This window comes from Pseudomonas sp. GW821-FHT01C01 (assembly GCF_059422645.1).
Map to the genome: position 1 here is coordinate 82,636 of NZ_JBWKXF010000014.1, position 25,935 is coordinate 108,570.

At 59.7% G+C, this 25,935-nt stretch carries 18 protein-coding genes; 7 read left to right on the forward strand and 11 right to left on the reverse strand.

What is annotated here, in order from left to right; genetic code table 11:
- Window positions 1-18: 18 nt before the first annotated feature.
- The 3 genes from AC07XF_RS12080 to kynU all read right to left on the reverse strand — a co-directional run bounded on the left by AC07XF_RS12080 (window position 19) and on the right by kynU (window position 4,185).
- Complete coding sequence (locus AC07XF_RS12080; protein WP_495026664.1) at window positions 19-1,428, reverse strand: amino acid permease; 1,410 nt, start codon at window positions 1,426-1,428, stop codon at window positions 19-21.
- 88 nt (window positions 1,429-1,516) lie between these two features.
- Window positions 1,517-2,830, reverse strand: a complete 1,314-nt coding sequence (locus tag AC07XF_RS12085) for an OprD family porin (RefSeq protein WP_495026665.1) — start codon at window positions 2,828-2,830, stop codon at window positions 1,517-1,519.
- Between the two features lie 104 nt (window positions 2,831-2,934).
- A complete protein-coding gene (gene kynU, locus AC07XF_RS12090) occupies window positions 2,935-4,185 on the reverse strand; it encodes a kynureninase (RefSeq protein ID WP_495026666.1) in 1,251 nt (416 codons plus the stop codon).
- Between the two features lie 222 nt (window positions 4,186-4,407).
- Between kynU and AC07XF_RS12095 the strand changes: the two genes are divergently transcribed.
- Window positions 4,408-4,881, forward strand: a complete 474-nt coding sequence (locus AC07XF_RS12095; RefSeq protein ID WP_007994565.1) for an Lrp/AsnC family transcriptional regulator — start codon at window positions 4,408-4,410, stop codon at window positions 4,879-4,881.
- Window positions 4,882-4,895: 14 nt separating this feature from the next.
- Here AC07XF_RS12095 and AC07XF_RS12100 read toward each other — a convergent pair whose 3' ends face one another.
- Window positions 4,896-5,909 (reverse strand): AraC family transcriptional regulator, encoded by a 1,014-nt coding sequence (locus AC07XF_RS12100; protein WP_085719051.1) that lies wholly within the window; start codon window positions 5,907-5,909, stop codon window positions 4,896-4,898.
- 385 nt (window positions 5,910-6,294) lie between these two features.
- Here AC07XF_RS12100 and antA point away from each other — a divergent pair, with 385 nt between their 5' ends.
- The 4 genes from antA to AC07XF_RS12120 are packed head-to-tail and all read left to right on the forward strand — an operon-like array spanning window position 6,295 to window position 10,662.
- On the forward strand, window positions 6,295-7,686 hold the full coding sequence (antA, locus tag AC07XF_RS12105) for an anthranilate 1,2-dioxygenase large subunit (RefSeq protein WP_085719052.1): 1,392 nt from the start codon (window positions 6,295-6,297) through the stop codon (window positions 7,684-7,686).
- Complete coding sequence (gene antB / locus AC07XF_RS12110) at window positions 7,686-8,177, forward strand: anthranilate 1,2-dioxygenase small subunit (RefSeq protein WP_495026667.1); 492 nt, start codon at window positions 7,686-7,688, stop codon at window positions 8,175-8,177. The genes antA and antB overlap by 1 nt, the downstream gene beginning before the upstream one ends.
- A gap of 18 nt (window positions 8,178-8,195) precedes the next feature.
- On the forward strand, window positions 8,196-9,215 hold the full coding sequence (antC, locus tag AC07XF_RS12115; protein WP_495026668.1) for an anthranilate 1,2-dioxygenase electron transfer component AntC: 1,020 nt from the start codon (window positions 8,196-8,198) through the stop codon (window positions 9,213-9,215).
- A 43-nt stretch (window positions 9,216-9,258) separates the two neighbouring features.
- Window positions 9,259-10,662 carry an amino acid permease gene (locus tag AC07XF_RS12120; protein ID WP_007988997.1) on the forward strand — a complete coding sequence of 468 codons (1,404 nt, stop codon included), beginning with the start codon at window positions 9,259-9,261 and terminating at the stop codon, window positions 10,660-10,662.
- Window positions 10,663-10,725: 63 nt separating this feature from the next.
- On the opposite strand, the gene kynA is transcribed toward AC07XF_RS12120, so the two are convergent.
- Window positions 10,726-11,580, reverse strand: coding sequence for a tryptophan 2,3-dioxygenase (gene kynA, locus AC07XF_RS12125; protein WP_495026669.1), 855 nt, complete (start codon window positions 11,578-11,580; stop codon window positions 10,726-10,728).
- Complete coding sequence (gene kynB, locus AC07XF_RS12130; RefSeq protein WP_495026670.1) at window positions 11,577-12,242, reverse strand: arylformamidase; 666 nt, start codon at window positions 12,240-12,242, stop codon at window positions 11,577-11,579. Before kynB ends, kynA begins: the two co-directional genes overlap by 4 nt.
- 265 nt (window positions 12,243-12,507) lie before the next feature.
- Between kynB and AC07XF_RS12135 the strand changes: the two genes are divergently transcribed.
- Window positions 12,508-12,852 carry a cupin domain-containing protein gene (locus AC07XF_RS12135; protein WP_007900627.1) on the forward strand — a complete coding sequence of 115 codons (345 nt, stop codon included), beginning with the start codon at window positions 12,508-12,510 and terminating at the stop codon, window positions 12,850-12,852.
- 152 nt (window positions 12,853-13,004) lie between these two features.
- Here the strand turns inward: AC07XF_RS12135 and mmsB are convergent, their stop codons facing one another.
- Together mmsB and AC07XF_RS12145 are read right to left on the reverse strand one after the other, a co-directional pair.
- Window positions 13,005-13,892, reverse strand: coding sequence for a 3-hydroxyisobutyrate dehydrogenase (gene mmsB, locus AC07XF_RS12140; RefSeq protein WP_223528235.1), 888 nt, complete (start codon window positions 13,890-13,892; stop codon window positions 13,005-13,007).
- A 10-nt stretch (window positions 13,893-13,902) separates the two neighbouring features.
- Window positions 13,903-15,429 (reverse strand): CoA-acylating methylmalonate-semialdehyde dehydrogenase, encoded by a 1,527-nt coding sequence (locus tag AC07XF_RS12145; RefSeq protein WP_495026671.1) that lies wholly within the window; start codon window positions 15,427-15,429, stop codon window positions 13,903-13,905.
- A 149-nt stretch (window positions 15,430-15,578) separates the two neighbouring features.
- Here AC07XF_RS12145 and AC07XF_RS12150 point away from each other — a divergent pair, with 149 nt between their 5' ends.
- Window positions 15,579-16,526, forward strand: coding sequence for a LysR family transcriptional regulator (locus tag AC07XF_RS12150; protein ID WP_007994583.1), 948 nt, complete (start codon window positions 15,579-15,581; stop codon window positions 16,524-16,526).
- Here AC07XF_RS12150 and recD read toward each other — a convergent pair.
- From recD to recC, 3 genes are read right to left on the reverse strand one after another with little or no spacing between them, the layout of a single operon-like run.
- Complete coding sequence (gene recD, locus AC07XF_RS12155) at window positions 16,523-18,616, reverse strand: exodeoxyribonuclease V subunit alpha (protein ID WP_495026672.1); 2,094 nt, start codon at window positions 18,614-18,616, stop codon at window positions 16,523-16,525. The genes AC07XF_RS12150 and recD overlap by 4 nt on opposite strands.
- Window positions 18,613-22,302, reverse strand: a complete 3,690-nt coding sequence (gene recB / locus AC07XF_RS12160; protein WP_495026673.1) for an exodeoxyribonuclease V subunit beta — start codon at window positions 22,300-22,302, stop codon at window positions 18,613-18,615. Before recB ends, recD begins: the two co-directional genes overlap by 4 nt.
- Window positions 22,302-25,751, reverse strand: a complete 3,450-nt coding sequence (recC, locus tag AC07XF_RS12165; RefSeq protein WP_495026674.1) for an exodeoxyribonuclease V subunit gamma — start codon at window positions 25,749-25,751, stop codon at window positions 22,302-22,304. Before recC ends, recB begins: the two co-directional genes overlap by 1 nt.
- Between the last annotated feature and the right edge of the window lie 184 nt (window positions 25,752-25,935).

Sequence of the window (25,935 nt, forward strand, 5' to 3'; positions counted from 1 at the left end):
CGCCGTGTTGCTTCCAGACTAGACCTTGGGCAACGGACGCAAGGCTTCGGCAGTCTTGGGTTTTCTGAAAAAGATGCCGTAGATCACCGTGAGTACCACCAGGAAAGGCACACCGAAGACCAGGGTCATCTTGAAGGCGTCGGTGAAGTAGGTGGTGATCATCACCGCGCCCATCAACACCAGCCCCAACAGGGTCGAGTAGGGGAACAGCCGCATGCGGAACGACAGTTTGCGTTCACCGTTGCGCTGGTGATAACGACGGAAGCAGTAGTGCGTCAGGAAAATCATGAACCAGGTGAAAATGGCGCCGAACATGGAGATTGCCATCATCAAGGTGAACGAGCTTTCCGGATACAGGATGTTGAGCAAGGTCGCCAGGGCGATACCCGAGCTCGACAGCAGCAGTGCGTTCAGCGGAATCCCGCTCTTGCTCAACACGCCCATGGACTTCGGCGCATAACCACCACGGGACAGGCTGAACATCATGCGCGTGGTGATGTACAACTGACTGTTCATCGCCGACAACGCCGCAATCAGAATCACGAAATTCATCACACCGGTCGCGCCGGGAATACCGATCGACTGCATGACCGTGACAAACGGGCTCTGGGCTTGACCGGCCTGGACCCACGGTACAATCGCCAGCATCAGCGCGAGGGTCAACAGGTAGAACACCACCAGGCGCACGATGGTCGCGCGAAAGGCCTTCTTCACCGCTTGCTCCGGATCCTTCGCCTCTCCGGCGGCGACCGCGATCATCTCCACGCTCAGGTAGCTGAAGATCGACACGATCACCGCGACCCACATCCCTTGCAAGCCATTGGGAAAAAAGCCGCCGTGGGAGGTGTAGTTATGCACGCCGTATTCCGGGTTGCCGGAGCCGAATACCACATACACCGCAAGAATGATGAAGCCGACAATCGCGCCGATCTTGATGGTCGAGAACCAGTACTCGAAGGTGCCGAAGGTCTTCACGCTGATGGCGTTGAGCACGATCAGCACACTGGAGAACGAGACGATCCAGATCCATTCCGGCACGTTGGCGAACCAGTACTTCATGTACATCGCCACCGCCGTTACTTCCGTACCGACCGCCAGCACGATCGCCGCCCAGTAGGCATAGCGCACCAGGAACCCGGCCAGCGGGCTGACATAGAATTCGGCATAAGCACCGAACGAACCCGAGGTCGAATGGGCCACGGTCATTTCCGCCAGGCAGCCCATCAACAACAGGGTGATGATCGCGCCAATGGCGTAGCTGAGCAGCACGCTCGGCCCGGCATAGCCGATGGCGTAGGCGCTGCCCATGAACAGCCCGGTGCCAATCGCACCGCCAATGGCAATCATGCTCATCTGTCCCGACGTCAGTTGACGCCGCAAGCCTTGCTCACGGTTGGATATCGTTTCAAAACCGGAGTTATCGGTCATTTGTCTGTCCTCTGAATATTGTCTTTCTTGAAGTGAGCACGTGGTTGGATGGTCTCGTGGGGATCAGCCACGCACAGCAGGACACGGATCAGAAAATACTCAGTGGATACTCGATGATGACGCGGACTTCGTTGTTGTCCGTGGTGTCGGCGCGCGCCACTTGAGCGGTCGAACGCACACTGGCCTGACGCACCCGCACCGACAGATCCCTGGCCTTGCCCGACTGCACGACGTAGCGCGCTTCGAGGTCGCGTTCCCAGCGTTTGCCGTCATCGCCGTAACGCCCGTAAGCGCCGTTGGGACCGCCGTCGTAGTGGCTGTCGTCGATATGGCCACCGCGGACGTAACGCGACATGAAGCTCAGGCCCGGCACGCCGAATGGCGCCATGTCCAGGTCGTAGCGCAGTTGCCAGGAACGTTCGTTGGGGGCGTTGAAGTCGAGGACCTGGATCGAGTTGGCGAGGAAAATCGAAGTCCCCGGTTGTTGATCGAACCCCAGGTAATCGAACGGCTCATCGCCATCCACGCGTTGATACGCCAGGGTCAAACGATGAGCGCCGAACTTGTACGCTGTGGCCAACGACCAGGTGGTGTTATCGATCTTGCCGGCCAGGCTCTGGCCATCGTCGTTGGTACGGTAAATATTGAAATCCAGGTTCAGCGACTGCCCTTCGCTCAAGGCAAAGGTGTAGTTGGTGTTGGCGTAATACTGCCGCCAGATGTCGGTGAACTGCGAACCGTAAAGGCTGACGCTCAGTTGATCGCTCACTGCATAGCTGCCGCCCAGATAGTCGACGCTGCGGGTTTCCACCCCGGCATACAGCGCTTTCAGGGCGCCATCGGCGTTGGTGGAATTACTGTCGTTGCCGGCTGTGAAGTGGCCGATGTCCACTTGCAGCGCCTTGAGTTCATTACTGGTCAGCTGAAAGCCGGTGGCCACGCTGGTAAACAGCCGCGCATTGCCCGTGCCGAACACCGGGTTGAGCGGGGTCAGGTTGCCGTATTTGAGTTCGGTGTTGGAGATCCGCGCCTTGAGCGCACCACCTGCTTCGGAATACTCATCCTCGGGGCGACCGTCGGAATCGACCGGCAGCAAACCGGTGCCGGTTCGTCCCTTGCCGCTGTCGAGTTTGAGGCCCAACTGCGCATAGGCATCGACACCGAAACCCACCGTGCCCTGGGTATACCCGGAACGGTAATCGAGCATGATCCCGTGGGCCCATTCGTCCCGATAGTTCTGGCCACCCGGGTTGTTGAGGTTGTTGCGGTAGAAATAGAAGTTGCGGTTGGTCAGGACCAGGCTGCTGTCTTCGACGAATCCATTGTCGTTTGCGGCGTAAGCCATTTGACCGAGGCAACTGGTGATAGCGAGCGGCAAGGCTGGCCAAAGGGACAATTTCATTCTGCGTGCTCCTTATTATTGTGTTTGCACAGAACTCTTGATTGACGGCACCCGAAGCCCTGCCGCCAGGAAAACCCGGCAGCAAGACGCGGACATCGGTTAACTCAGGTGACGCTGTGGCGGACCTGGAATTGCGCCTGCGCCCAGGTTTTCCGGTCGAGGATTTCGCCGAGGATCTGCACGGCATCCCAGACCTCGGTGAACGTCGTGTACAGCGGGGTAAAGCCGAAGCGCATGATCCGCGGCTCGCGGTAGTCACCGATCACACCGCGGTCAATCAAGGCCTGGATCACGGCATAACCCTCGGGATGCTCGAAGCTGACATGGCTGCCACGCTTGGCGTGTTCGCGTGGCGTGACCAGGGTCAGCTCATGAGCGGCGCAGCGCTGCTCGACGAGTTCAATGAACAGGTCGGTCAGGGCCAGGGATTTGCGGCGCAGGCTGGCCATATCGGTTTGGGCGAAAACATCCAGTCCACACTCGACCATCGCCAATGAAGTGATTGGCTGGGTGCCGCACAGGTAGCGGGCGATGCCGTTGCTCGGCTCGTAGCGAGGCTCCATGGCGAACTGCCGCGAATGGCCGAACCAGCCCGACAAGGGCTGCGGCACCAGATCGCACAGCTGCGGCGAGACCCAGACAAACGCCTGTGATCCCGGACCGCCATTGAGGTATTTGTAAGTGCAACCGATGGCGTAGTCGGCGCCCGCCTGATGCAAATCAACCGGCACCGCCCCGGCGGAATGCGCCAGGTCCCAGATGGCCAGCGCGCCACACTCGTGGCTCAGCGCGGTCAGGGCCTGCATGTCGTGCATGTAGCCGGTCTTGTAATTGACGTGGGTGAGCATCACCACTGCCGTGTCCTGGTCAATCGCTTGCGGCAACTCTTCCGGGCTGTCGACCAGACGCAAGGTGTACCCCTGCTGCAGCATGTCGGCCAGGCCTTCGGCGATGTACAGGTCGGTAGGGAAGTTGCTGGTTTCGGTGACGATCACCCGACGCTCTGGAGACCGGCTGGCCTGCACACGCAACGCGGCGCTGAGCACCTTGAACAGGTTGATCGAGGTGGTGTCGGTCACCACCACTTCGCCGTCGCGGGCACCTATTAATGTGGCCAATCGGTTGCCCAGACGCTCGGACAGATCGCGCCAGCCAGCGCTGTTCCAACTGCGGATCAGGCCATTGCCCCACTCCTCGGCGATCACTGCCTGAGCGCGAGCCAATGCCGCGACAGGGCGTGCGCCCAAGGAGTTGCCATCGAGATAAATCACGCCTTCAGGAAGCGCAAACTGCTGACGCAGAGGCGCCAGGCTGTCCTGCGCATCAAGCGCCAGGCAATCGTTTCTTGTAGTCATTGGATGTCCTGTTTTTTTTGAATGACATGCCGTCCGGGCACATCGTGAAAATCGAGGCGAGCAGAGCGCCCAGCGCCCTGTTTCAGGCGCTATTTGCGCCTTTTGGGTGGAGAGATAATGAACTAAGCCTTGGAGAATTTTCGTGCAAAGTGAGCGACGCTATAGTACTTATCTCGCAGAAAATTCGATTCCAACGCTAATAAACACGGATTTATTTCAACCATGAATCTCGACTCGACAGACCTGCGAATCCTCCATCAACTGCAACAGGATGGTCGTATCAGCAACCAGGAATTGGCAGAGAAAGTCGCGCTGTCGCCGTCAGCTTGCCTGCGTCGATTACGCCTGTTGGAAAGCGAGGGAATCATCACCGGCTATCGCGCGGTGCTGAATGCCGAACGGCTGGGAATCGAACTGGAAGCCATCGTCCATGTGTCGTTGCGACAGGACGTCGCGGACTGGCACGAGACCTTCATCAAGAAGGTCCAGTCGTGGCCGGAAGTGGTCACCGCGTATGTGATTACCGGGGCGAGCAACTATGTGTTGCGAGTACAGGCGCGCAACCTGAAACACTTCTCGGATTTCATCGTGAATCACCTGAACCGCACGGTGGGCGTCACCGATATCCGCTCGGAAATCGTCCTGCAGAAAATCAAGGAGCGCGACGAATTGCTGGATCTTGTGGTGCGCAAGTAAGGGCGCCCTGCCCCTCAGAAGCCACGCATGCGGCGGGCTTCGTTGCGCTGCAAAGTCATGGTCGGTGTTTCGTCGAACAACTTGCGGTACTCGGCGGAAAAACGCCCGAGATGGGTGAAGCCCCAGCCCATGGCGATCGCGGAAATATTGCGCGCAGAACCGTGCTCAAGAATCTCCTGACGCACGGCGTTCAAGCGGTATTTCTTCAGGTAGACCATCGGCGACAAGGCGAAGTACTTCTTGAACGCCTCGAACAGCTTGAAGCGCGAGACTCCGGCGGCGGCTTCGATGTCCTCCAGGTGCAGGGCTTCGCGGGCGTTTGCATGGATGTACTGCCGGGCTCTGATCAGGTAGTGCGGCAACTTCACGCCCAGCACGTTTCGCAGTTCTTCTGAATAGTTGTTCGGCTGAGCGAGGATCAAGCCTTTGATCAGCGAACTTTCAATGTCCCGAGTGAAGGCCACCTGCTCATAGAGTTCGCTGCTGCGCTCCAGCTCGGCGATGAAATAGCGCGCCATGCGCCACCATGAGGCCGACGCTCCATCGACCGCGTCCATCACCGGCTCGAACCGCAGCGGCGTATCCAGAGGCCGCTGTAGAAGCCCCTCCAGAGACTCGCTCATGGCGACTCGGGTAATCACCACCTGGACCTTGCGGCAATCGCCGGAGATCGCCAACAGCTGGTTTTCATTCGGGGAAATGATCACCCCTTGATCGCGGTCGGACTTCACCACGCTGCCGTTCTTGCTCAACTCCTGCTCGCCCACCAGCGGCAGACTCAGGCTGTAACTGCTGAAGTGCTCGGCGTCTTCGATATCGATGGTGACATCGGTGCCGTACTCGATGGTGCCAAGGGTCGTGGCCATCGACTTGAACATATTGGCGCTGTGATGAAAACGGATCCGTTCGGGCGTCGTGGTGACGAGTCGATGCGGCCCGCAGATACCGGACATCCAGCGCCTCGCGGCCTCGAGGTCATCGCTGTCGACACGAATATCGCGACACTGCGGATCAGTTTTGCTGTTCATCACGGCGCACTCACGGGCTATTTTTTCGGCGCGCTCTGACGGCGCGTCTGAGGATTGGAAAGGCAAGTTCCAAGCCACAAAACACCAGCGCCAACTTAGCGGATAGCAATCCTCAACTAAGCGGATAACGCCGCTGGCCTGAGGCAGACAATCGCTATCAAACCGCATTCGACGCTGCACAAAACAGTACCTGATTGCTGCAAACAGGGGCAGCCGTTCATCGCCTGGTGCGCCGTTTGAGTCGTTGCTGCTCAGCCTGATACCGGGTAGGTGTTACCGCACCAATTTTATGGACTGCCTTCGCCGACTAACCGGATAGACCCCTACCCACCCTGCCCCCTCTAATGAGCCCACGATTAGCCCCAATAAAAACAGGTACACACCCATGAGTGGCGAAAAAAACGTCGAGCAGTGGAAAGCGTTTATCGAAGGCTGCCTGGATTTCCGTCCGGTAGAGGGCGTGTTCCGCATCGCCCGGGACATTTTCACCGAGCCGCAGTTGTTCGATCTGGAGATGGAACTGATCTTCGAGAAGAACTGGATCTACGCCTGCCACGAAAGCGAGCTGGCCAACAATCACGACTTCGTCACCCTGCGCGCCGGCCGTCAGCCGATGATCATCACCCGCGACGGTGAAGGAAAACTCAACGCCCTGATCAACGCCTGCCAGCATCGCGGCACAACCCTGACCCGCGTCGGCAAGGGCAACCAGTCGACCTTCACTTGCCCGTTCCACGCCTGGTGCTACAAAAGCGACGGCCGCCTGGTGAAGGTCAAGGCGCCCGGCGAGTACCCGGAAGGTTTCGACAAGGCCACCCGGGGCCTGAAAAAGGCCCGAATCGAGAGCTACAAGGGCTTCGTGTTCATCAGCCTCGACGTACACGCCGACAACAGCCTCGAAGACTTCCTCGGCGACGCCAAGGTGTTCTTCGACATGATGGTTGCCCAGTCACCTACCGGTGAGCTGGAAGTGCTGCCCGGCAAATCGGCCTACACCTACGACGGCAACTGGAAACTGCAGAACGAAAACGGCCTCGACGGCTACCACGTCAGCACTGTTCACTATAACTACGTGGCCACGGTGCAACACCGCCAGCAGGTCAACAGCGAGAACGGCACCAGCAGCGGCAGTACCCTCGACTACAGCAAACTCGGTGCCGGCGACGCCAATACCGATGACGGCTGGTTCGCCTTCAACAATGGTCACAGCGTGTTATTCAGCGACATGCCGAACCCGACGGTGCGCTCCGGCTACGCGACGATCATGCCGCGTCTGGTCGAGGAACACGGCCAGCAAAAAGCCGAATGGATGATGCATCGCCTGCGCAACCTGAACATCTATCCAAGCCTGTTTTTCCTCGATCAGATCAGCTCGCAACTGCGCATCATCCGCCCGGTGGCCTGGAACAAGACCGAGATCATCAGCCAGTGCCTGGGGGTGAAAAACGAGTCGGACGCCGACCGCGAAAACCGCATTCGCCAGTTCGAGGATTTCTTCAACGTTTCGGGCCTGGGCACACCGGATGACCTGGTGGAATTCCGTGAAGCCCAACGCGGTTTCCAGGCGCGCCTGGAGCGCTGGAGCGACATTTCCCGAGGCAGTCACCAATGGGCCACCGGCGCCACGCCCAACAGCGAAGCGATCGGCATTGCCCCGGCCATGACCGGCACTGAATTCACCCACGAAGGGCTGTACGTCAACCAGCACAGCAACTGGCAGAAATTCCTGCTCGATGGCCTGGACGCGAAATCCCTGAAACTCCGTGAGGTGCAATGATGAATGCGCAATTGAAGTACCGGATCGAACAGTTTTTCTATCGCAAATCCGAACTGTGTGACGCCCAGGATTGGGACGCCTATCTCCAGTTGTTCGACGAACAGAGTGAGTTCCACCTGCCGCAATGGGACTCGGAACACGTCTACACCCGCGACCCAAAACGCGAAATGTCGCTGATCTACTACCCCAACCGTTCCGGACTGGAAGACCGCGTGTTCCGTCTGCGCACGGGCAAGTCCGCGTCTTCGACGCCGATGCCGCGCACCTTGCATTTGATCAACAACGTGCAGATCGACGAACTGGAGAACGGCGAGCTGGAGGTACGCCTGAACTGGCACACCTTGTTCTATCGACTGGCCACGGCCGAGCAGTTCTTTGGCCGTGCGACCTATCATCTCAAGCCGCATGCCGACAGCTGGCTGATCAGCCGCAAGCACGTTCTGCTGCTCAACGACACCATCAACTCGGTACTCGACTTCTACCACCTCTGAACCCATGGAGACCGAGGCATGAATCACAAAGTAGCGTTCAGCTTTGCCGACGGTAAAACCCTGTTCTTTCCGGTACAGCCCAACGAAATCCTGCTCGACGCCGCCCTGCGCAACGGCATCAACATTCCCCTGGATTGCCGCGAAGGCGTCTGCGGAACCTGCCAGGGTCGCTGCGAATCCGGCGACTACAGCCAGGATTACGTGGACGAGGAAGCGCTCTCGAGCCTGGACCTGCAGCAGCGCAAGATGCTCACCTGCCAGACCCGGGTGAAGTCCGACGCGGCGTTCTATTTCGACTTCGCCTCCAGCCTGTGCAACGCCTCGGGTCCGGAACAACTGAGCGCAACGGTGACTGACGTCAGGCAGATTTCAGCCGGCACCGCGATCCTGCACCTGGATCTCGGTACGACGACCCCACTGGATTTTCTGCCGGGGCAATACGCCCGGTTGTCGATTCCGGGGACCGAAAGCAAGCGTTCCTACTCGTTTGCCAATCGGCCGAGTGAACACAATCAACTGCAATTTTTGATTCGCCTGTTGCCCGACGGGGTGATGAGCAACTACATCCGTGAACGCTGCCGGGTGGGCGACGAAATCATGCTGGAGGCCCCTCTGGGTGCATTCTATCTGCGGCATGTGGCCAAACCGCTGATTCTGGTGGCGGGCGGAACCGGGCTGTCGGCACTGCTGGGCATGCTCGACGACCTCGCCGAACGCGGTTGCACGCAGCCGGTGCACCTGTACTACGGTGTGCGCGACGCTGCCGATCTGTGCGAACGCGCACGGATCGAGGCCTATGCCGAACGCCTTCCGGGGTTTCGCTACACCGAAGTCGTCAGCGATCCATCGCCACAGTGGACGGGCAAGCGCGGCTACATTGCCGAGCATTTCGACATCAGTGAACTGCGCGACGCGCCGGTCGACATGTACGTCTGCGGTCCACCGCCGATGGTCGAGTCGATCAAGGACTGGTTGCAGACCCAGGCACTGGACAGCGTTCACCTGTACTACGAAAAGTTCACCGAGAGTAATATCTGATCTTTCAAATCAGGCCTGACAACAATAACCAGAAGGGAACGAGATGGCGGATGAAATCTTGCAACAGGGAACGCTCAAGCGGGGGTTGAAAAATCGCCATATTCAACTGATCGCCCTGGGCGGGGCTATTGGCACCGGGCTGTTCCTCGGCTCTGCAGGCGTGCTCAAGTCGGCCGGCCCGTCGATGATCCTCGGTTATGCGATTGCCGGGTTCATCGCCTTCCTGATCATGCGCCAGTTGGGCGAGATGATTGTCGAGGAGCCGGTGGCCGGTTCGTTCAGTCACTTCGCCCACAAGTACTGGAGCGGTTATGCCGGCTTCCTGTCCGGCTGGAATTACTGGGTGCTGTACGTGCTGGTGGGCATGGCCGAGCTGACGGCCGTCGGCAAGTACGTGCAGTTCTGGTGGCCGGAGATCCCGACCTGGGTCAGCGCTGCGGTGTTCTTCGTCCTGGTCAACCTGATCAACACGATGAACGTCAAAGTCTTCGGCGAGATGGAGTTCTGGTTCGCGATCATCAAGGTCGTGGCAATCATCGGCATGATCGTCCTGGGCTGCTACATGCTGTTCAGCGGCACCGGCGGCCCGCAGGCGTCGGTCAGCAACCTGTGGAGCCACGGCGGTTTCTTCCCCAACGGCACCACCGGCTTGCTGATGTCGATGGCGTTCATCATGTTCTCCTTCGGCGGCCTGGAACTGGTCGGCATCACCGCCGCTGAAGCCAGCGAGCCGAGGAAGGTGATTCCCAAGGCGATCAACCAGGTGGTTTATCGCGTGTTGATCTTCTACGTCGGCGCACTCACTGTGCTGCTGTCGCTGTACCCTTGGGATCAACTGCTGCAGACCCTCGGCGCGTCCGGCGATGCCTACAGTGGCAGCCCGTTCGTACAGATCTTCTCGCTGATCGGCAGCGACACCGCCGCGCACATCCTCAACTTCGTGGTGCTCACCGCGGCGCTCTCGGTCTACAACAGCGGCGTCTACTGCAACAGCCGCATGCTCTACGGCCTGGCCGAACAGGGCGACGCACCGAAGTCGCTGATGAAACTGAACAAACAGGGCGTGCCACTGCGGGCGCTGGGCATCTCGGCGCTGATCACCATGCTGTCCGTGCTGGTCAACTACCTGGCGCCCCATGAAGCGCTGGAATTGCTGTTCGCCCTGGTGGTCGCCTCGTTGATGATCAACTGGACGCTGATCAGCCTGACCCACCTGAAGTTTCGCAAGATCATGGGCCAGCAAGGCATCGTGCCGGGCTTCAAGTCGTTCTGGTTTCCCTACAGCAACTACCTGTGCCTGGCGTTCATGGCCATGATCATCTGCGTGATGTGGATGATTCCGGGCATACGCGCCTCGGTCATCGCCATCCCGGTGTGGGTGGCGATCATCTACCTGTTCTACCGGATACGTGTGGCGCGGGATCGCGGCTTGCCAGTCGCACAATAATCCTGCGTGCAACAAAAAGCCCCGGCATTCATTGAATGCCGGGGCTTTTTAATGCCTGTCAGGTCAAAGGGTCGAACGCACCCGCCACAACTCCGGGAACAGCACGGTATCGAGCATCTTGCGCAGATAGCCCACCCCTTCAGTGCCGCCAGTGCCGGGTTGGAAGCCGATGATCCGCTCGACCGTGGTGACATGGCGGAAGCGCCACTGGCGGAACGAGTCTTCGAGATCGATGAATTTCTCGGCCAGTTGATAGAGATCCCAATAACGCGACGGATCCTTGTAGACCACACGCCAGGCCGCTTCGACCGAGGCGTCATGCTGCGTCGGGGCGGTCGGATCATGCTCGAAACGCTGCGGGTCGATCGTCAGGCCGGTGCTGGCCATCAAGCGAATGGCTTCGTCATACAGCGAAGGGGTGGCGATGGCTTTTTCGAGCTCCTGCAACAGCTCCGGCCGATGAGCGTGGGGACGCAATAGCGTCGCGCTCTTGTTGCCCAGGATGAACTCGATTTCACGGTACTGAAACGACTGGAAGCCCGACGATTGCCCCAGGAAAGGCCTGATCGAGTGGTACTCGGTGGGCGTCATGGTGGCCAGCACCGTCCACGCATGCACCAGCTGATCAAAGATCCGCGAGACCCGCGCCAGCATCTTGAAGGCCGGTGGCAACTCACCCAGCCGAACGTGTTCGCGGGCGGCCTTGAGCTCGTGCAGCATCAGCTTCATCCACAGCTCGGAGGTCTGGTGCTGGATGATGAACAGCATCTCATTGTGGTCCGGCGACAACGGGTGCTGGGCACTGAGAATACGCCCCAGGTCCAGGTAGTCGCCGTAGCTCATGGAGTCGGAAAAATTCAGCTCGGCGTTATGCCATTCCTCTGTCTGATTGGCAGGCGAATACGGACATTGGCTCATTGAGCAGGCTCCTCATGTGACGGTGAATTCAGTGGACGCAATATGGCCCGGACCGGGCTGGCATCGAGATTGGCAAAACGTAACGGCAGCGCGATCAGTTCATAATCGCCTTCGGGGACTTCATCGAGCACGATGCCTTCGAGAATGGCCATGCCGTGATGCGCCACCGCGTTGTGCGAATCCATGGTTTTGGATAGCTGCGGGTCCAGCGACGGCGTATCGATACCGATCAGCCGCACGCCGAGGCTGGCCAGCAGATCGACGGTTTCTTTGGCGACGGCGGTGAAATTCGGGTCCCAGGTGGTCAGCGGTGCGTTTCGATAAGTACGCAGCAGGACGCGCTCAGGGAGATGGTCCAGGCGCCCCCGCAGTTGCTCCGGCTGCACCAGTTGGCCGCTGTCCAGGCAATGCAACACCCGGCAAGGCCCGATATAGACGTCCAGCGACACTTCGCCAATGGCCTTGCCATCCGCGCTGTAGTGCAGTGGCGCGTCGACATGGGCGCCGGTGTGCGGCGACAGCGTGATGCGCCCGACATTCACAGGGCACTCGGGCCCCAAGCTCCAGACGCGTTCTTCCTGAAACGGCGTATCACCCGGCCAGGTCGGGGTTGCGGTACTCAGGGGCGGGCTGATGTCCCACCACGACATTGTTTTTTTCATAGCAAAGCTCTCGGCCTTTTCCGAAGTGAATGATACGAGTGATACCTGTGCATGTTCTTGCGAAAACTTTCGGTAATGCTCGGGACTTTCGCAGAATCCGCCGGAAATCGATCAATTATCGAGGGTAAATTTCAACCGCTTCGGGTAACGCGGCCAAGCAACGGCCGCTGCGTTTCTGGATACATCAATGTCGAGCACAGACAACTGATGCCCGGCCAAGCCCTATAGGGTGCGACTTCAGCTCTCCCTCATGCCCGGAGTCATCATGACCGCACCGATTACCGTTCTTCGCGACACCCACCCGTTGCCTGTGCTCGACGCCTGCAAATGGGAAAAACTCGAAGGCGACCCGCACACCGTCAACCTCAACGCCTACACCAGTGAAGACGGCAGCAAGATCATGGGCACCTGGATCTGCACGCCCGGCAAGTGGTACGTGGAATACGTGAAGTGGGAATACTGCCACTTCCAGGAAGGCTACTGCATCATCACCCCGGAAGGCATGGCGCCGATCCACCTGCGCGCCGGCGATATTTTCGTCATTGAACCGGGGATGAAAGGGACGTGGGAAGTGGTGGAAACCGTGCGCAAATATTTTGTGTTTGCCTGATACAAAAAAACCGGGGGATCACCCGACGTGATCTCCCGGTAAATATCTTTCAGTACCTGTAGGAGCGAGCTTGCTCGCGATAAACCTGAGACCGCCAAGGGGTGTCAGGCTTGTCGCGTTTTCGTTAAAGAACATCGCGAGCAAGCTCGCTCCTACAACGGCTTGCGATAGCCATTGATGATCGCAGAGAAATCCTGACCACCCTCTCCACGCAAACTCATCGCCTGATACAACTGCTGGGCCACCGCGCCGAGTACCACCGGTTGGTGCGCCTGACGCGCCGCTTCAGTGGCCAGCCCCAGATCCTTGAGCATCAGTTCCGCCCCGAAACCGCCGGTATAACCGCGCGACGCCGGCGCCGTTTCGACGATGCCCGGCCATGGGTTGTACATCTCCGAACTCCAGCAACGCCCGGTAGAGCTGTTGATGATGCCCGCCAACACCTTGGTGTCGATGCCTAGCGCGTCACCCAGTGCCATGGCCTCGCTGACACCGACCATGGAAATCCCCAGCAGCAGGTTGTTGCAGATTTTAGCGATTTGCCCGGTGCCGACCTCACCACAATGGACGATGTTGCGGCCCATCTGCGCCAGTACCGGTTGCAGGGTGGCGAACAGTTCAGGGGTGGCGCCGACCATGAAGGTCAGCGTCCCGGCGGCTGCACCACCGGTCCCGCCAGAAACCGGCGCATCGGCCATGGCCACGCCCTGTTTGGCAGCGGCGGCGGCCACGTCCCGCGCGGTCTGCGGATCGATGGTGCTGCAATCCACGGCCGGCACGCCTTTACCGATACCGGCGAGCACGCCGTCCTCACCCAGCCACACACTGCGCACATGCACCGCGGCGGGCAGCATGGTGATGACCAGTTCGGCACCCTCCGCCGCTTCACGGGCCGATGCGCTGATGCTGCCGCCCAGTTGTTCCAGCTCCGCGAGCACGGCTTTGTTCAGGTCCACCAGGCGCAGTGCATGGCCGGCCTTGATCAGGTTGCGCGCCATCGGCGCGCCCATGTTGCCCAGACCGATAAAAGCGATTTTCATGTCCGGCTCCTTAACGCAGGTTGATGGTGGTGTTCACACCGTCGTTGACACTGTCGTCATCGAACCAGCGACTGGTGACGGTCTTGGTCTGAGTGTAGAACTGCACCACTTGCTTGCCGTACGGGCCAAGGTCGCCGAGCTTGGAACCGCGCGAACCGGTGAAGCTGAAGAACGGGACCGGCACCGGAATCGGGATGTTGATACCAACCTGGCCGACATCGATTTCAGTCTGGAACTTGCGCGCCGCCGCACCACTCTGGGTGAACAGGCCCGTGCCGTTGCCGAACGGGTTGGCGTTGACCAGGGCAATGGCCTGGTCGAGGGTGTCGACTTCCAGTACCACCAGCACCGGGCCGAAGATTTCCTGGGTGTAGATCTGCATGTCGGGGGTCACGCCGGAGAACAGGGTCGGGCCGACAAAGTTGCCCTTCTCGTAACCCGGAACCGAGATCTCGCGACCGTCCAGCTCCAGTTTGGCGCCTTCCTTGATGCCGCTTTCGATCAGATCGAGAATCCGTGCCTTGGCTTTTTTCGAGATCACCGGACCGACATCGGTGCCCGGCTCACTGCCGGCATTGACCTTGAGTTTTTGCGCCAGCGCCTTGAGATCCGGCAGCCACTGTTTGGCCGCGCCCACCAGCACCACCACCGAGGTGGCCATGCAACGTTGACCGGCGGCACCGAAGCCGGCACCCACCAGCGCATTCAGCGCTTGCTCGCGATTGGCATCCGGCAGCACCACGGCGTGGTTCTTGGCGCCCATCATCGATTGCACACGCTTGCCGTGTTTGCCCGCCAGGTCATAGACGTGGGTGCCGACGGCGGTCGAGCCGACGAAGGAAACTGCCTTGATGTCTTTGTGGGTGCAGAGCCCGTCCACCACATCCTTGCCGCCATGCACGACGTTGAGCACGCCAGCCGGAATACCCGCCTCAATCGCCAGCTCCACCAGCAGCATGGTCGACATTGGGTCCTGTTCCGACGGTTTGAGTACGAAGGTGTTGCCGCAGGCGATGGCCATCGGGAACATCCACAGCGGAATCATCGCCGGGAAGTTGAACGGGGTGATGCCGGCACACACGCCGATCGGCTGGCGCAGGGTGTAAGTGTCGACGCCGCCGGCGACGTTTTCAGCGAATTCGCCCATTTGCAGGCTGCCGATGGAGCAGGCGTGCTCGACCACTTCCAGGCCACGGAAAATATCGCCTTCGGCGTCGGCAATGGTCTTGCCCTGCTCGGCGCTCAGGACTGCGGCGATGCGCTTGGAGTGTTCGCGGATCAGCGCCTGGAGCTTGAGCATGATGCGCATCCGCGCGCCGATGGGTGTCAGCTTCCAGGTCTGGAAAGCACGATGAGCGGCACTGATGGCAGCATCGACTTCTTCGGCGGTGGCAAACGGCACTTTGGCCAGCACTTGCTGGGTCGCCGGGTTGACGATGTCGTGCCATTCGGTGGATTTGGACTCGACCCACTGGCCGTCGATCAACAGTTTGACCTTTTGCACGGTGGTTTCGTTAGGCGTGAGCGATACGTTCATGTGGGTCTCCGGATGTTTATTTTTATCTGGGAGCCAAGGCGAAAAAGTCGCCTTGAGATGAGGCGTGTGCCGCGAAATGGTTAACGGACTGTTTTTGGAGTATAGATGTGCAAACTTCTAATAAGAACGCACATAAAAACCGGTCCAACATGCAAAAAAACATCACCTCCCTCGGCTCGCTGAACTGGGATGACCTCAAGTTTTTCCTTGAAGTCGCCCGCACACGCAAGGCCAGCACCGCGGCCAAGCGCCTGGCGGTGGACTACACCACGGTGTCGCGGCGCATCAGCTCCCTGGAAACGGCATTGGGCACATTGCTGTTCGAGAAGTCCCGGACCAACGGCTTTGTCCTGACCGCCGAAGGCCAGCGGTTGATGGGATATGCCGAGTCGATCGAAAGCACCTTGCACATGGCATGCGAGCAGGTTTCCGGATCCGGCGTGGCGCTGTCCGGTCATGTGCGCATGGGATGCACCGAAGGCTTCGGCAGCTTTTTCATCACGCCGCAGTTGAGCCACTTCGTCGACACCTACCCGGCGATCTCGGTGGACATCCTGCCGCTGCCGCACTTCATCAGCCTGTCCAAGCGCGAGGCCGACATCGTCATCGCCCTGGAGCGTCCGGAGCATGGTCCGTATGTGTGCTGCAAATTGTGCGACTACCGGTTACAGCTGTACGCAACCCAGGATTATCTGGACAACCACCCGCCGATCCGCCGCCCGGCAGACTTGGCGAAACATTCGTTTATAAGTTACGTCGACGACCTGGCGTTCAGCTCAGAGCTGCTGTACCTGGCCAACGTGCTACCCGGTGCAAGTGCCAATCTGCGCAGCACCAGCGTGATCGCGCAGTTCGTGGCGGCGCAGCAAGGACGCTCACTGGCGATCCTGCCGTGCTTCCTCGCGACACAGGACCCTCGCCTGCTGCCGGTGTTGCCGCAGGAAATCAACATCACTCGACAGTTCTGGATGTACTGCCGCGAGGACCTCAGGAAGCTCAAGCGGATCACCCTGTTGTGGGATTACATCCGTCAGGTCACTGAGCAGAATCAGGGCCTGCTGATGGGAGAAAGCCGGGAGATGCTGTTTGCCGATTAGTCGGCGCCGAGCTCCAGCATCAGCCCGCTCAAGCGTTTGACCCTGCGCTTCACCGCCTCTTCGAACACCCCTGTGCGGGGCTCGATCAAGGTGAACCAGTTCTTGGCCCGGGTGATCCCGGTGTAGATCAGCTCCTTGGTCAGCACGGGGTTCAAGGCGTCGGGGAGGATCAACGCGGTGTGGGCAAATTCCGAGCCCTGGGATTTATGCACGGTCATGGCGTACACGGTTTCGACATCATTGAGCCGGCTCGGCAGGACAAAGCGCACGCCACCCTGGCCGTCATTGCGCGGAAAGGCGACACGCAGAACCTGCCTGCCGGCCTCGGGACCCTCACGCTCCGGAAGCTTGAGGGCGATGCCGATATCGCCGTTCATCAAACCCAGCCCGTAATCGTTGCGGGTCATCAGTACGGGGCGACCTTCGTACCACTGCTGGTCACTGTCGATCAGACGTGCCCTTAGCAAGGCGTCCGTCACTCGCTGGTTCAAGCCCTCCACACCCCACGGCCCCTTGCGCACGGCACATAACAACTGGAACGCGTCGAAGGCTTGCAACACCTCCCGGGCCCAGTCGGCCCAGCGTGAATCTTCCAGCGGACTATCGAGCGCCGGGCGCTGATTGCGCAGCAGGCTCAGGTAGTGCCGATAACCCTGCGGCCCTTCACCGTGGCCTTCGAGCAGCAAGCGATCCAGCGCCCGATCCTGCTCCCCCTTGAGGGGCAAGGAATACACATCCTCATGGCTTCGCGCAGACAACAACTTGCGTGCTTCCTCGGGCTGCTGCTGGTTGACCCATCGAGCCAGTTGGCCAATACCGCTGCCCTCACCGAATCGCCGGGAATGGCGCAACATCACAACTTGCTGGGCCAATGGATGAGCGCCCTGTGCGTCCTCCTGCAATCCGCTGGCCTGCAGGTTTTCGCCACTGACGGCTTCCAGCCACTCGCGTGTCTGTGGGCTATACCAGCCAGCCTCTGCATCGCGACACAGATCCCCCAATACCGCACCGGCTTCTACCGAAGCCAATTGATCCTTGTCACCCAACAGCACGAGACGCGCATGGGCCGGCAATGCGTCGAGCAGGTTGGCCATCATTTCCAGGTCGATCATCGAGGCCTCGTCCACCACCAACACATCCAGCGGCAGGCGATTGCCCGCGTGGTGCCGAAAATGACGAGTCCCGGGCCGGCTGCCGAGCAAACGGTGAACGGTGGTGACGTCGGACGGGATCTTTTCTCGTAGGTCTTCCGTGACCTTCAACGTCCGGACTTGCTGGCTGATGGATTCTGTCAGACGCGCCGCGGCTTTGCCGGTAGGTGCGGCGAGACGAATGCGCAGGGGCATGCCGGCCTCGACCGCTGGCGCCTGGAGCAACGCCAGCAAGCGCACGACGGTCGTGGTCTTGCCGGTTCCCGGCCCCCCCGTCACGATGCTGAAGGCGCTGCGGGTCGCCAGGGCGCAGGCCAGCTTCTGCCAGTCGATCACTTCACCGGACCGGGCAGGACCAAACAAACCGGTGAGGCGCTGGAGCAAGTCGTTCGGCGTGGATTCGTGTTCCGTCAAACGCTCGCGCAACGAAAGGTCAATCCGTCGCTCGTAGGCCCAATAGCGGCGCAAGTACAAGCGCTTGCCCGATAAAACCAAAGGCCGGTCGCGCACGTTGTCACGACTGTCAGCAGCCAGTGCGACCAGGTCGCTGGCGGCCAGCGCCTTGCACCAATGAGCACCGTCCAGAGATCCCAGCAATTGCGATGGCAACAGCAGCGCGCCGCCAAGCACGTCACCTTCGGGTGGTAATGACAGGGCAAAGTCCGGCTCTTTCAGCGTCTCGAACAGGTCGAGGCAGACATGCCCGTGGCCCAACTGGTGGCTGGTCAGCGCGGCTGCCAGCAACACCAACGGATCATCATCCGGAGCCAGCTCATGCAGAAACGCAACAAAGGCTTTGTCCAGCGCTCGCAACCAGCCACGTTCGACCCAGCGCGTGAGCAATAACAGCAAGTCGTCGGCACGACTCAACGGCGCCAGATCGGCCAGGCTTTCGGCTGCCAGCGATGTGGGCAACAAATCGGCGAATGTGCGATTCATAACAGAACTCCCTGTTCCCAGGCAGGTTCAGCCTTGGGCTCTGGCTTGCCCTGGAACAACCTGTCCAGACGCTCGATCAACTCTCTTGGCGGACGGGCAAAAAACACACCCTGGCTGGCCGCACGCGTACCACGCAAAAACAGGTACAACGCCCCGCCAACATGCCGGTCATAGTCGTAATCGGCGAGCCGCGCCTTGAGCTGACGATGCAGGGCCAACAGGTACAACACGTATTGCAGGTCATAGCGGTTGTCGAGAATGGATTGCTCCATGGCCTGCCCGGTATAGGCCGCATCATCGACGCCGAGCCAGTTGGATTTGAAGTCGGCAACGTAATAGCGGCCGTTGTGTTCGAACACAAGGTCGATGAAGCCCTTGAACATGCCGTTGAGCAGCACCGGTTCGGCGGCCACCCGGGCCACGCCGTTATGGGTGTACTGGCACACCAGCGCATCGAGTTTGAGCACATCGACCTTATGGCTGGCGAACCAGAACTCCATTTCGACCTGGTACTGGGTCAGTTGCCCGAACACTACCGGAGCCTGACCGGCGCCCAGATGCAACGGCAATGTGAGCAGATGCTGCAGCCAGTCATTCAACGTGGTGATCCAGCCCTCCCAGCCTCGGCGATTGCAACGACGGGCAATGGCGTCCTTCACAACCTGTGGTGCCACACCAAACCCCTCGCCCCCCGCCCACTCGAGCAAACCATGGAGGAAGGTGCCGGGGTTCGGGCCGCGTGGGAAGCGATGGATATCGCCGCCACCAGCAACCACTTCTCTGGGCGCCTGCGGATCGAGGCGTTCGTCATCGAACAGTTTCTGCGCCTGTGGGCTCTCCGGCGCCTCATCCGTGCCGACACTCAGGGTGTCGCCAATGCGTAACGCGCTGTAGGAAGCGATCCACCAGTTTTCACTGGCCTTGCGTTTCGGCACCAGCGGAACCAGCAGCGCCGCTTCGTTTTGCGGTGGTTGGTAATGCTCAGTTGTCGTTTCAGGCATCTCGGCATGCGCCAGTGCCGGGCAGTCCTGCTGCAGATCCCGCAACCAACACTGTAACTCCGAGGGTTCGGCCAATGGTGCACCGCCGCCCAGCAGATAACCTAATGCCGATAGATGCAGCACCGAGCCATTGTTATTGCCGCGCTTGAGGTCAGCCACCCCCAGCCAGCAGGCGTGTTGCGCCCGGGTCAGGGCGACATAGAGCAGGCGCAAATCCTCGGCCAGACGCTCATCGTCAGCCAGGGCAATCAATTCTGCCGTCGGCTTCAACGTGACCTGGGCATTGCCTGATTCATCGTGGTAGTGCAACGGCAACCGGCTGCCATCCACCGGCTTGGCCGAACAAATGAACGGCAGGAACACCAACGGATATTCAAGGCCTTTGGACTTGTGAATGGTCACGACCTTGACCAGTTGCTCATCACTTTCCAGACGCAGGATCTGCTCTTCGCCAGCCTGTCCGGACAACGCCAGGTGCTCGGACAAATGCCGGATCAGGGCTTGCTCGCCATCGAGCTCAGCAGCCGCCTGTTGCAGCAACTCGGACAAGTGCAGCAGATTCGTCAACACCCGCTCGCCGTCACTGCGTGCGATCAATGCCTGGGGCAGACGGAAGTCGTGCAGCAAGTGTCGCAGCATCGGCAGTACGCCCTGCTTGCGCCAGACTTCACGATAGCCACGAAACTGCATGACCCTGGACTCCCAGGCCAACTCGTCCTGATTCAGCCGTTCCAGCTCAGTCAACGAAAGGTTCAACGTGATGCTGGCCAACGCGGCCCGCAGCGGTCGCTCGACATCCGGCTCGGCGCAGGCCTTGAGCCAGGTCAGTACGTCATGAGCTTCCTGGGCGGCGAATACCGAGTCCTTGTCCGACAGATAAACACTGCGCACGCCACGGGCGGCCAATTGCGCACGAACCGCCTGTGCCTCCTTGCCATCGCGTACCAGGATAGCGATGTCCGCCGGTAGCAGGCCTCTGAAGTCCTTGTCGTCCTGGGTGAACCCCGCTCGCCCCTGTTGTCCGCCATTGAGTAGTGCGGTGATTTCACTGGCGCAGGCTGCCGCCAGATGTTGCCTGTACACCGCACCGGACAACGGTTGTTCGGCCGGCAAGTGCCAGATGTTCAAGGCAGGTATTGCCTGATCATTTATGCGCAAGACTTCTTTGCGGCCCTGGGAGGCAACGGGCAGGAACGGAACCGGGTTTTCGCCATTCTTCTCCCGGAAGAGGAAAGCGCCACGTCCTGATTCCCGGGCTTCGGCGCGCTCGAACACATGGTTCACTGCGTTGACCATGCCATGGCTTGAGCGAAAGTTCGTGCCCAGGGTGTGCAGGCGACCAGTGGTGGCCTGACGGGCGCGAAGGTAGGTATGGATGTCGGCGCCGCGAAAAGCGTAGATTGCCTGTTTCGGGTCGCCGATCAGGAACAGACCGCACTCGGGGCTGTTCTCTTCAATCCGGTAGATGCTCTCGAAAATCCGGTATTGCACCGGGTCGGTATCCTGGAACTCATCGATCAGTGCGACCGGAAACTGTTCACGAATCAGGGTTGCCAGTCGCTCGCCGCCATCGGACTGCAAGGCAGCATCAAGGCGCAGCAACATGTCGTCGAAGCCCATTTCCGCCCGGCGGCGTTTCTCTTCCTCGAATCGTGCCCCGACCCAGCGGGCAGCATGCTGCAGCACGGCGGCATCGGGAGTGGGCAACCCATCGAGACAAGCCTTGAGGCCGGCCATCGCATCGAGCCCCGGATGCCGGGGAGCTTCGCCTTTCCAGGCTTCGGCCATGCCATCAGGGGTGAGGCGAGTGAAGCCGGTGCCGATATCCAGTTGCTCAAGGGATTCGTCTTCGGCCCAGGCTTTGATCTTTTCAAACCAGGGTTCGAAATAGCGTGCCTGCATCTTGCGGCCATCGACAGTCTTGCTGGCAACGCCCTGGTGACAGATGACAAGCAACTCATCCGCCCACTGGAGCCAGGGCTGCTTGAGTTCGATCAGGGCAACCCGTCGCTCTTGCAAGCATTGCGAAATTATCTCGGCGGGCTCTTTCCCTTGAAGCGTACCCCGCTCGCTGGCGAACAGCGCACGAATCCGTGGCAGCAACGCCGCCGGTCCGCCCCAATTGCTGCGCACCCAATTCAATGCGTCACCTTGCATCGGGTAACAGAACAGCCGCCAGTAATCGCGCAGGACTTCCCCCAGCAAGTCGCTGTGGTCGGTTTCCAGGGTCTGGGTAAACAGGCTGCCGCTGTCGAATGCGTGCTCGCGCAACATGCGCTGGCACCAACTGTGGATGGTCGAAACCGCTGCCTCGTCCATCCATTGGGCGGCGATATCCAGGCGGTTTGCGCACCCGGACCATTGCTCGGGCAAATACTGATCACGCAATTCGGCAATCAGGCTGTCGGGGGCCGGTGTTTCATCACGGAAAAATCGTGCAGCCTCGGCGAGTCGTGTGCGAATGCGTTCGCGCAACTCTTTAGTGGCGGCGTCAGTGAACGTCACGACGAGGATTTGCGGCGGCAGCAACTCTCGTCCAAACCCCGAGCTCTCGTCACCATGGCCAAGGACCAGGCGCAGATACAGCGCGGAAATGGTGAAAGTCTTGCCGGTCCCGGCACTGGCTTCGATCAGTTGACTGCCACGTAGCGGGAAAGCCAGGGCCAGAGGTGTCTTCGTGCTCATCAACGCGACTCCTCGCTGGAATGTGAACGCCAGGGGGCTTCAAGAAGCGGGCTATAGAGCGCATCACACCACTGGGGGAACGTCTCATCGGCGGTCAAAGCATCGTAACCGGCGAATTGGCGTGCGAGTGCCGGGCTTTCGCGACGCTCTCCTTCCGTCGTCTGCCCATCACCTTCATAGGCCTTGCGCGCAGCGGCTTCGGCTTTGACCGGGTCGGTCTGCCCCAGCCACGCGAAGGCTGTCTTGACCGCGATCGGTAGCGGCTGGCGCATACCCGACTGCCAGGCCATCAACAGGTCACCGAGAATTTTCCGCGCTGTGGACTCGTCCAACGGACCGAGCAGCAGGCTGTCGTCGCTGGCCACCAATGCCGTGGTCAGCGCCATTCCACTGGCACAAGCCATCAGATGATTGACCCACGGGCGTGTCAGTCGATGCCATTTGCGCGACTTGAGCGAGCCGATACTGTTGGGGATCGTAGTGATGGACAACAAACCACCATCAGCGCGTCGATGCAGCCCGCTGAGCCAGCCCTCAATCTGCAGGCCTTGCAGTTCAAGACTGACGGGCAATGCGCTGCTGAGCGGTGTTGGCCACAAAGCCAGGAGCTGTTGGTGGCGTTGCAGCAAGTCAGGCAATGGCTCGATCAACTCGCGTTGCAAGCACTCTCCGAATCCAGCCATGGGCAGCAGCCCGCTGTTTTGCAGACGTCTCGCCTGATCCCCCAGTGCCTGTCCAGTATTTCCCGGGGCTGCCAGCGCCGCTTCGAGCAAACTCTCGCTGAGGCTGTAACGCTGCAACGCATCAAGGACAAAAGGCTCTTCATCGGCCAACGGCACTTCAGCCGCCTCGAAGAAGACCTTCAGTCGCTGGCTGAAAAAGTGCCGTACCGGATTGCGCAGGAAATCCTGCAGTTGACCGAGACTGAGTGGTTCGACCTGAACGTGAGCTTCAAGCACTTCGGCTCTTGCCTGTTGCTCTGCTGCATGATGAAGGACCTGCCATTCGGTGGCGTAGCTGAACGACTCATCCCCTTCGTGAAAGTAGCGGGCGCTGAACGGTTGCAACGGGTGTTCCTGGGTCATTGCTTCAAGCAGATCCTTGTCGCTCTCCGACAATCGCCAGCCGCTGGTCAAGTGATCACGCAACTGGCCGATCAGCACCGACGCAGGTCTCTCGCTGTTATCGCGGATACTCCGGCCCACCCAACTGATATAGAGCTGGTCCCGTGCCGACAACAAGGCCTCCAATAGCAGGTAGCGGTCATCTTCGCGCCGGGAGCGGTCACCTGGACGGTAATCACTGCCCATGAGATCGAAGTCCAGCGGCGGCTGTGCACGCGGATAATCGCCGTCATTCATGCCCAGCAGGCAGACCAGTTTGAACGGGATAGCGCGCATGGGCATCAAGGTGCAGAAGTTGACCGCTCCAGCCAGAAAGCGTTGGGACAAACGGCCCTGATCCAGACCTGCAAGCCAGGCTTCGCGGACGACGGTCAGTGGCAACTCGTCCTGCAAGCCGACGGACTCGCAGGTCTCGAGCCAGGTTTCACGCAGCTCTTCGAGCTGGGCCAGCAGGTAGTCATCATGTTCGTTACTGGCAAGGAAGAACAACTGCACCAAAGCCTGCAAGCGCAAGCCCCATTGCCCCGGCGATGCAGGCTGAGAGAGTTCATGGTGAGCCACGTCCAGCGCGTCCAGCAACGCAACCAACGGACCAATGAGCGCGGCGTCCAGACCACCGATTTCGTCGTAGGGCTCGATACCCTCATAAGCATCGGCGCTGCCAACGGCATAACCGAGCAACATCCGTCGCAAGCCGAAACGCCAGCTGTTTTGCTCCAGTTCATGCGGTAGCCCGAGCCCGGCACGTTGCTCGGCATTCATGCCCCAGCGAATGCCGGCACCTTCGATCCAGCGGTGCAGCGTCGGCAGGTCACGCTCCTCGACACCAAAGCGGGCGCGCAGTGCCGGGACGTCCAGAAGATCGAGAATCTCACTGACGGGGAATCGGCTGTCAGGCAACTTGAGCAGGTGCTCGACAGCAATCAGCAATGGATCGCGACCACGCTGGCCCTGGTCAGCCAGAGTAAACGGAATGAAGCGTGGATCCTGGCGGTCAAGCTGACCAAACACTGCACGAATATGCGGTGCGTAACTGTCGATGTCCGGGACCATCACGATGATGTCCCGGGGCCGCAATTGCGGGTCGGCGCTGAAGCGCGCGAGCAATTGATCGTGGAGGATCTCGACTTCTCGCTGGGCGCTATGAGCGATGTGAAAACGGATCGATTCATCCTTCTGCAGATCGATAACCGGCCAACGCTCCCGAGTCTCGTTGAGGGGGCGCAACTCGAGGATATCATCCTGCAATTGGTTGAGCACGTTCAGCGGCTGACCGTCACTGAACAGGTCGATGCGTCCGTCACGGAATGCCGATCGATAGCTGTTTGGATCGTCATAACTATCGAGCAGGTTGATATAGTCCCGCCCCTGTTTACCCCATGCGGCCAGCAATGGGTGGGCATGCTGATGGAGGGTTTGCGGATCGATCACTACCGGCATGCCGCTTTTGCGGGCTTGACGCTTATATTGATGCCGCAGCAGGTCTTTATCGGCAACGATGTCCGCCCAATGATGACGACATGGGTTGTGTACGCAGAGCAGGACCTGGCTGAATCGAGCCAATCCCGCCAATGCTTCCAGGGCTTGAGCAGGCAGCGAAGAAATCCCGAAAACGATCACTCGTGAGGGTAATCCCTTGGGGGCTACTTCGAGATTGTTGATACGCTCGACAAATCGCTGATGGACACCGGCCCGGCTTTGCGCCATGCCTTCTTCCCCCACATCCAGCAAGAGTGCACGCCATAACTCTGCCTGCCAGCAGTTCGCCGGAGTCAGGGGGTTGACTTCGCCCCTGCCGCTTCTTGTTTGATGCCGACCTTCGGCCCAGTCTTCAAGCCAGTCAGCCCGATATACCTGGTACTGGTCGAACAGATCCGCCAGACGCTCAGCCAATTGATAGCGTTTGCGCAGATCGGTGTCATGGGTCAGGAAACGCTGCAGTGGCTCGAAGTGCGGTTGGTTGATCAATTGCGGAAGCAGTCGCATCAGGCGCCAGGTCAGCGGGGCTTTATCAAGCAGGGACTTGACCGGGATTTCATCTCGTCCAAGTACCGTGCGATAGAGCTGCCACATGAAGCTGCCGGGTAACTGGACGTCGATGGCGGCAGCAATACCGCAGCCTCCCATGTCGTCTTCCTCGGAATCTTCCGCCAGTGCCAGCTTCAGCCATTGGGCGATACCATTGCTTTGCACCAACGCGATTTCATTCTCCAGGGGAGCCAGCGGGTAGCGCCGCATCCAGCTGACCACCAGGCTGCGCAACTCGTCCAGGCGGTTGCCGTGAACCACCATAAAACCAGCACTGAGGGACGTCGCGTCCGGCATAAAGGCTTCCTTGGAAAATACAAACGCTAGGGCCGAACCTTAGCATTGTCGGGAGACTGTGGCAGCGTGGACCTGTCCGGTATTGCTGTACGAACTTTCTTGCAGGCAAAACAAAACCCCAACTGCTTTCGCAATTGGGGTTTCGGAATTTAATCTTGACGATGACCTACTCTCACATGGGGAA

What these genes read in the sequence shown, in the direction of transcription:
- AC07XF_RS12080 (WP_495026664.1), bottom strand. Translation starts at nt 1,428, where the DNA reads ATGACCGATAACTCCGGTTTTGAAACGATATCCAACCGTGAGCAAGGC.
- AC07XF_RS12085 (WP_495026665.1), bottom strand. Translation starts at nt 2,830, where the DNA reads ATGAAATTGTCCCTTTGGCCAGCCTTGCCGCTCGCTATCACCAGTTGC.
- kynU (WP_495026666.1), bottom strand. Translation starts at nt 4,185, where the DNA reads ATGACTACAAGAAACGATTGCCTGGCGCTTGATGCGCAGGACAGCCTG.
- AC07XF_RS12095 (WP_007994565.1), top strand. Translation starts at nt 4,408, where the DNA reads ATGAATCTCGACTCGACAGACCTGCGAATCCTCCATCAACTGCAACAG.
- AC07XF_RS12100 (WP_085719051.1), bottom strand. Translation starts at nt 5,909, where the DNA reads ATGAACAGCAAAACTGATCCGCAGTGTCGCGATATTCGTGTCGACAGC.
- antA (WP_085719052.1), top strand. Translation starts at nt 6,295, where the DNA reads ATGAGTGGCGAAAAAAACGTCGAGCAGTGGAAAGCGTTTATCGAAGGC.
- antB (WP_495026667.1), top strand. Translation starts at nt 7,686, where the DNA reads ATGAATGCGCAATTGAAGTACCGGATCGAACAGTTTTTCTATCGCAAA.
- antC (WP_495026668.1), top strand. Translation starts at nt 8,196, where the DNA reads ATGAATCACAAAGTAGCGTTCAGCTTTGCCGACGGTAAAACCCTGTTC.
- AC07XF_RS12120 (WP_007988997.1), top strand. Translation starts at nt 9,259, where the DNA reads ATGGCGGATGAAATCTTGCAACAGGGAACGCTCAAGCGGGGGTTGAAA.
- kynA (WP_495026669.1), bottom strand. Translation starts at nt 11,580, where the DNA reads ATGAGCCAATGTCCGTATTCGCCTGCCAATCAGACAGAGGAATGGCAT.
- kynB (WP_495026670.1), bottom strand. Translation starts at nt 12,242, where the DNA reads ATGAAAAAAACAATGTCGTGGTGGGACATCAGCCCGCCCCTGAGTACC.
- AC07XF_RS12135 (WP_007900627.1), top strand. Translation starts at nt 12,508, where the DNA reads ATGACCGCACCGATTACCGTTCTTCGCGACACCCACCCGTTGCCTGTG.
- mmsB (WP_223528235.1), bottom strand. Translation starts at nt 13,892, where the DNA reads ATGAAAATCGCTTTTATCGGTCTGGGCAACATGGGCGCGCCGATGGCG.
- AC07XF_RS12145 (WP_495026671.1), bottom strand. Translation starts at nt 15,429, where the DNA reads ATGAACGTATCGCTCACGCCTAACGAAACCACCGTGCAAAAGGTCAAA.
- AC07XF_RS12150 (WP_007994583.1), top strand. Translation starts at nt 15,579, where the DNA reads ATGCAAAAAAACATCACCTCCCTCGGCTCGCTGAACTGGGATGACCTC.
- recD (WP_495026672.1), bottom strand. Translation starts at nt 18,616, where the DNA reads ATGAATCGCACATTCGCCGATTTGTTGCCCACATCGCTGGCAGCCGAA.
- recB (WP_495026673.1), bottom strand. Translation starts at nt 22,302, where the DNA reads ATGAGCACGAAGACACCTCTGGCCCTGGCTTTCCCGCTACGTGGCAGT.
- recC (WP_495026674.1), bottom strand. Translation starts at nt 25,751, where the DNA reads ATGCCGGACGCGACGTCCCTCAGTGCTGGTTTTATGGTGGTTCACGGC.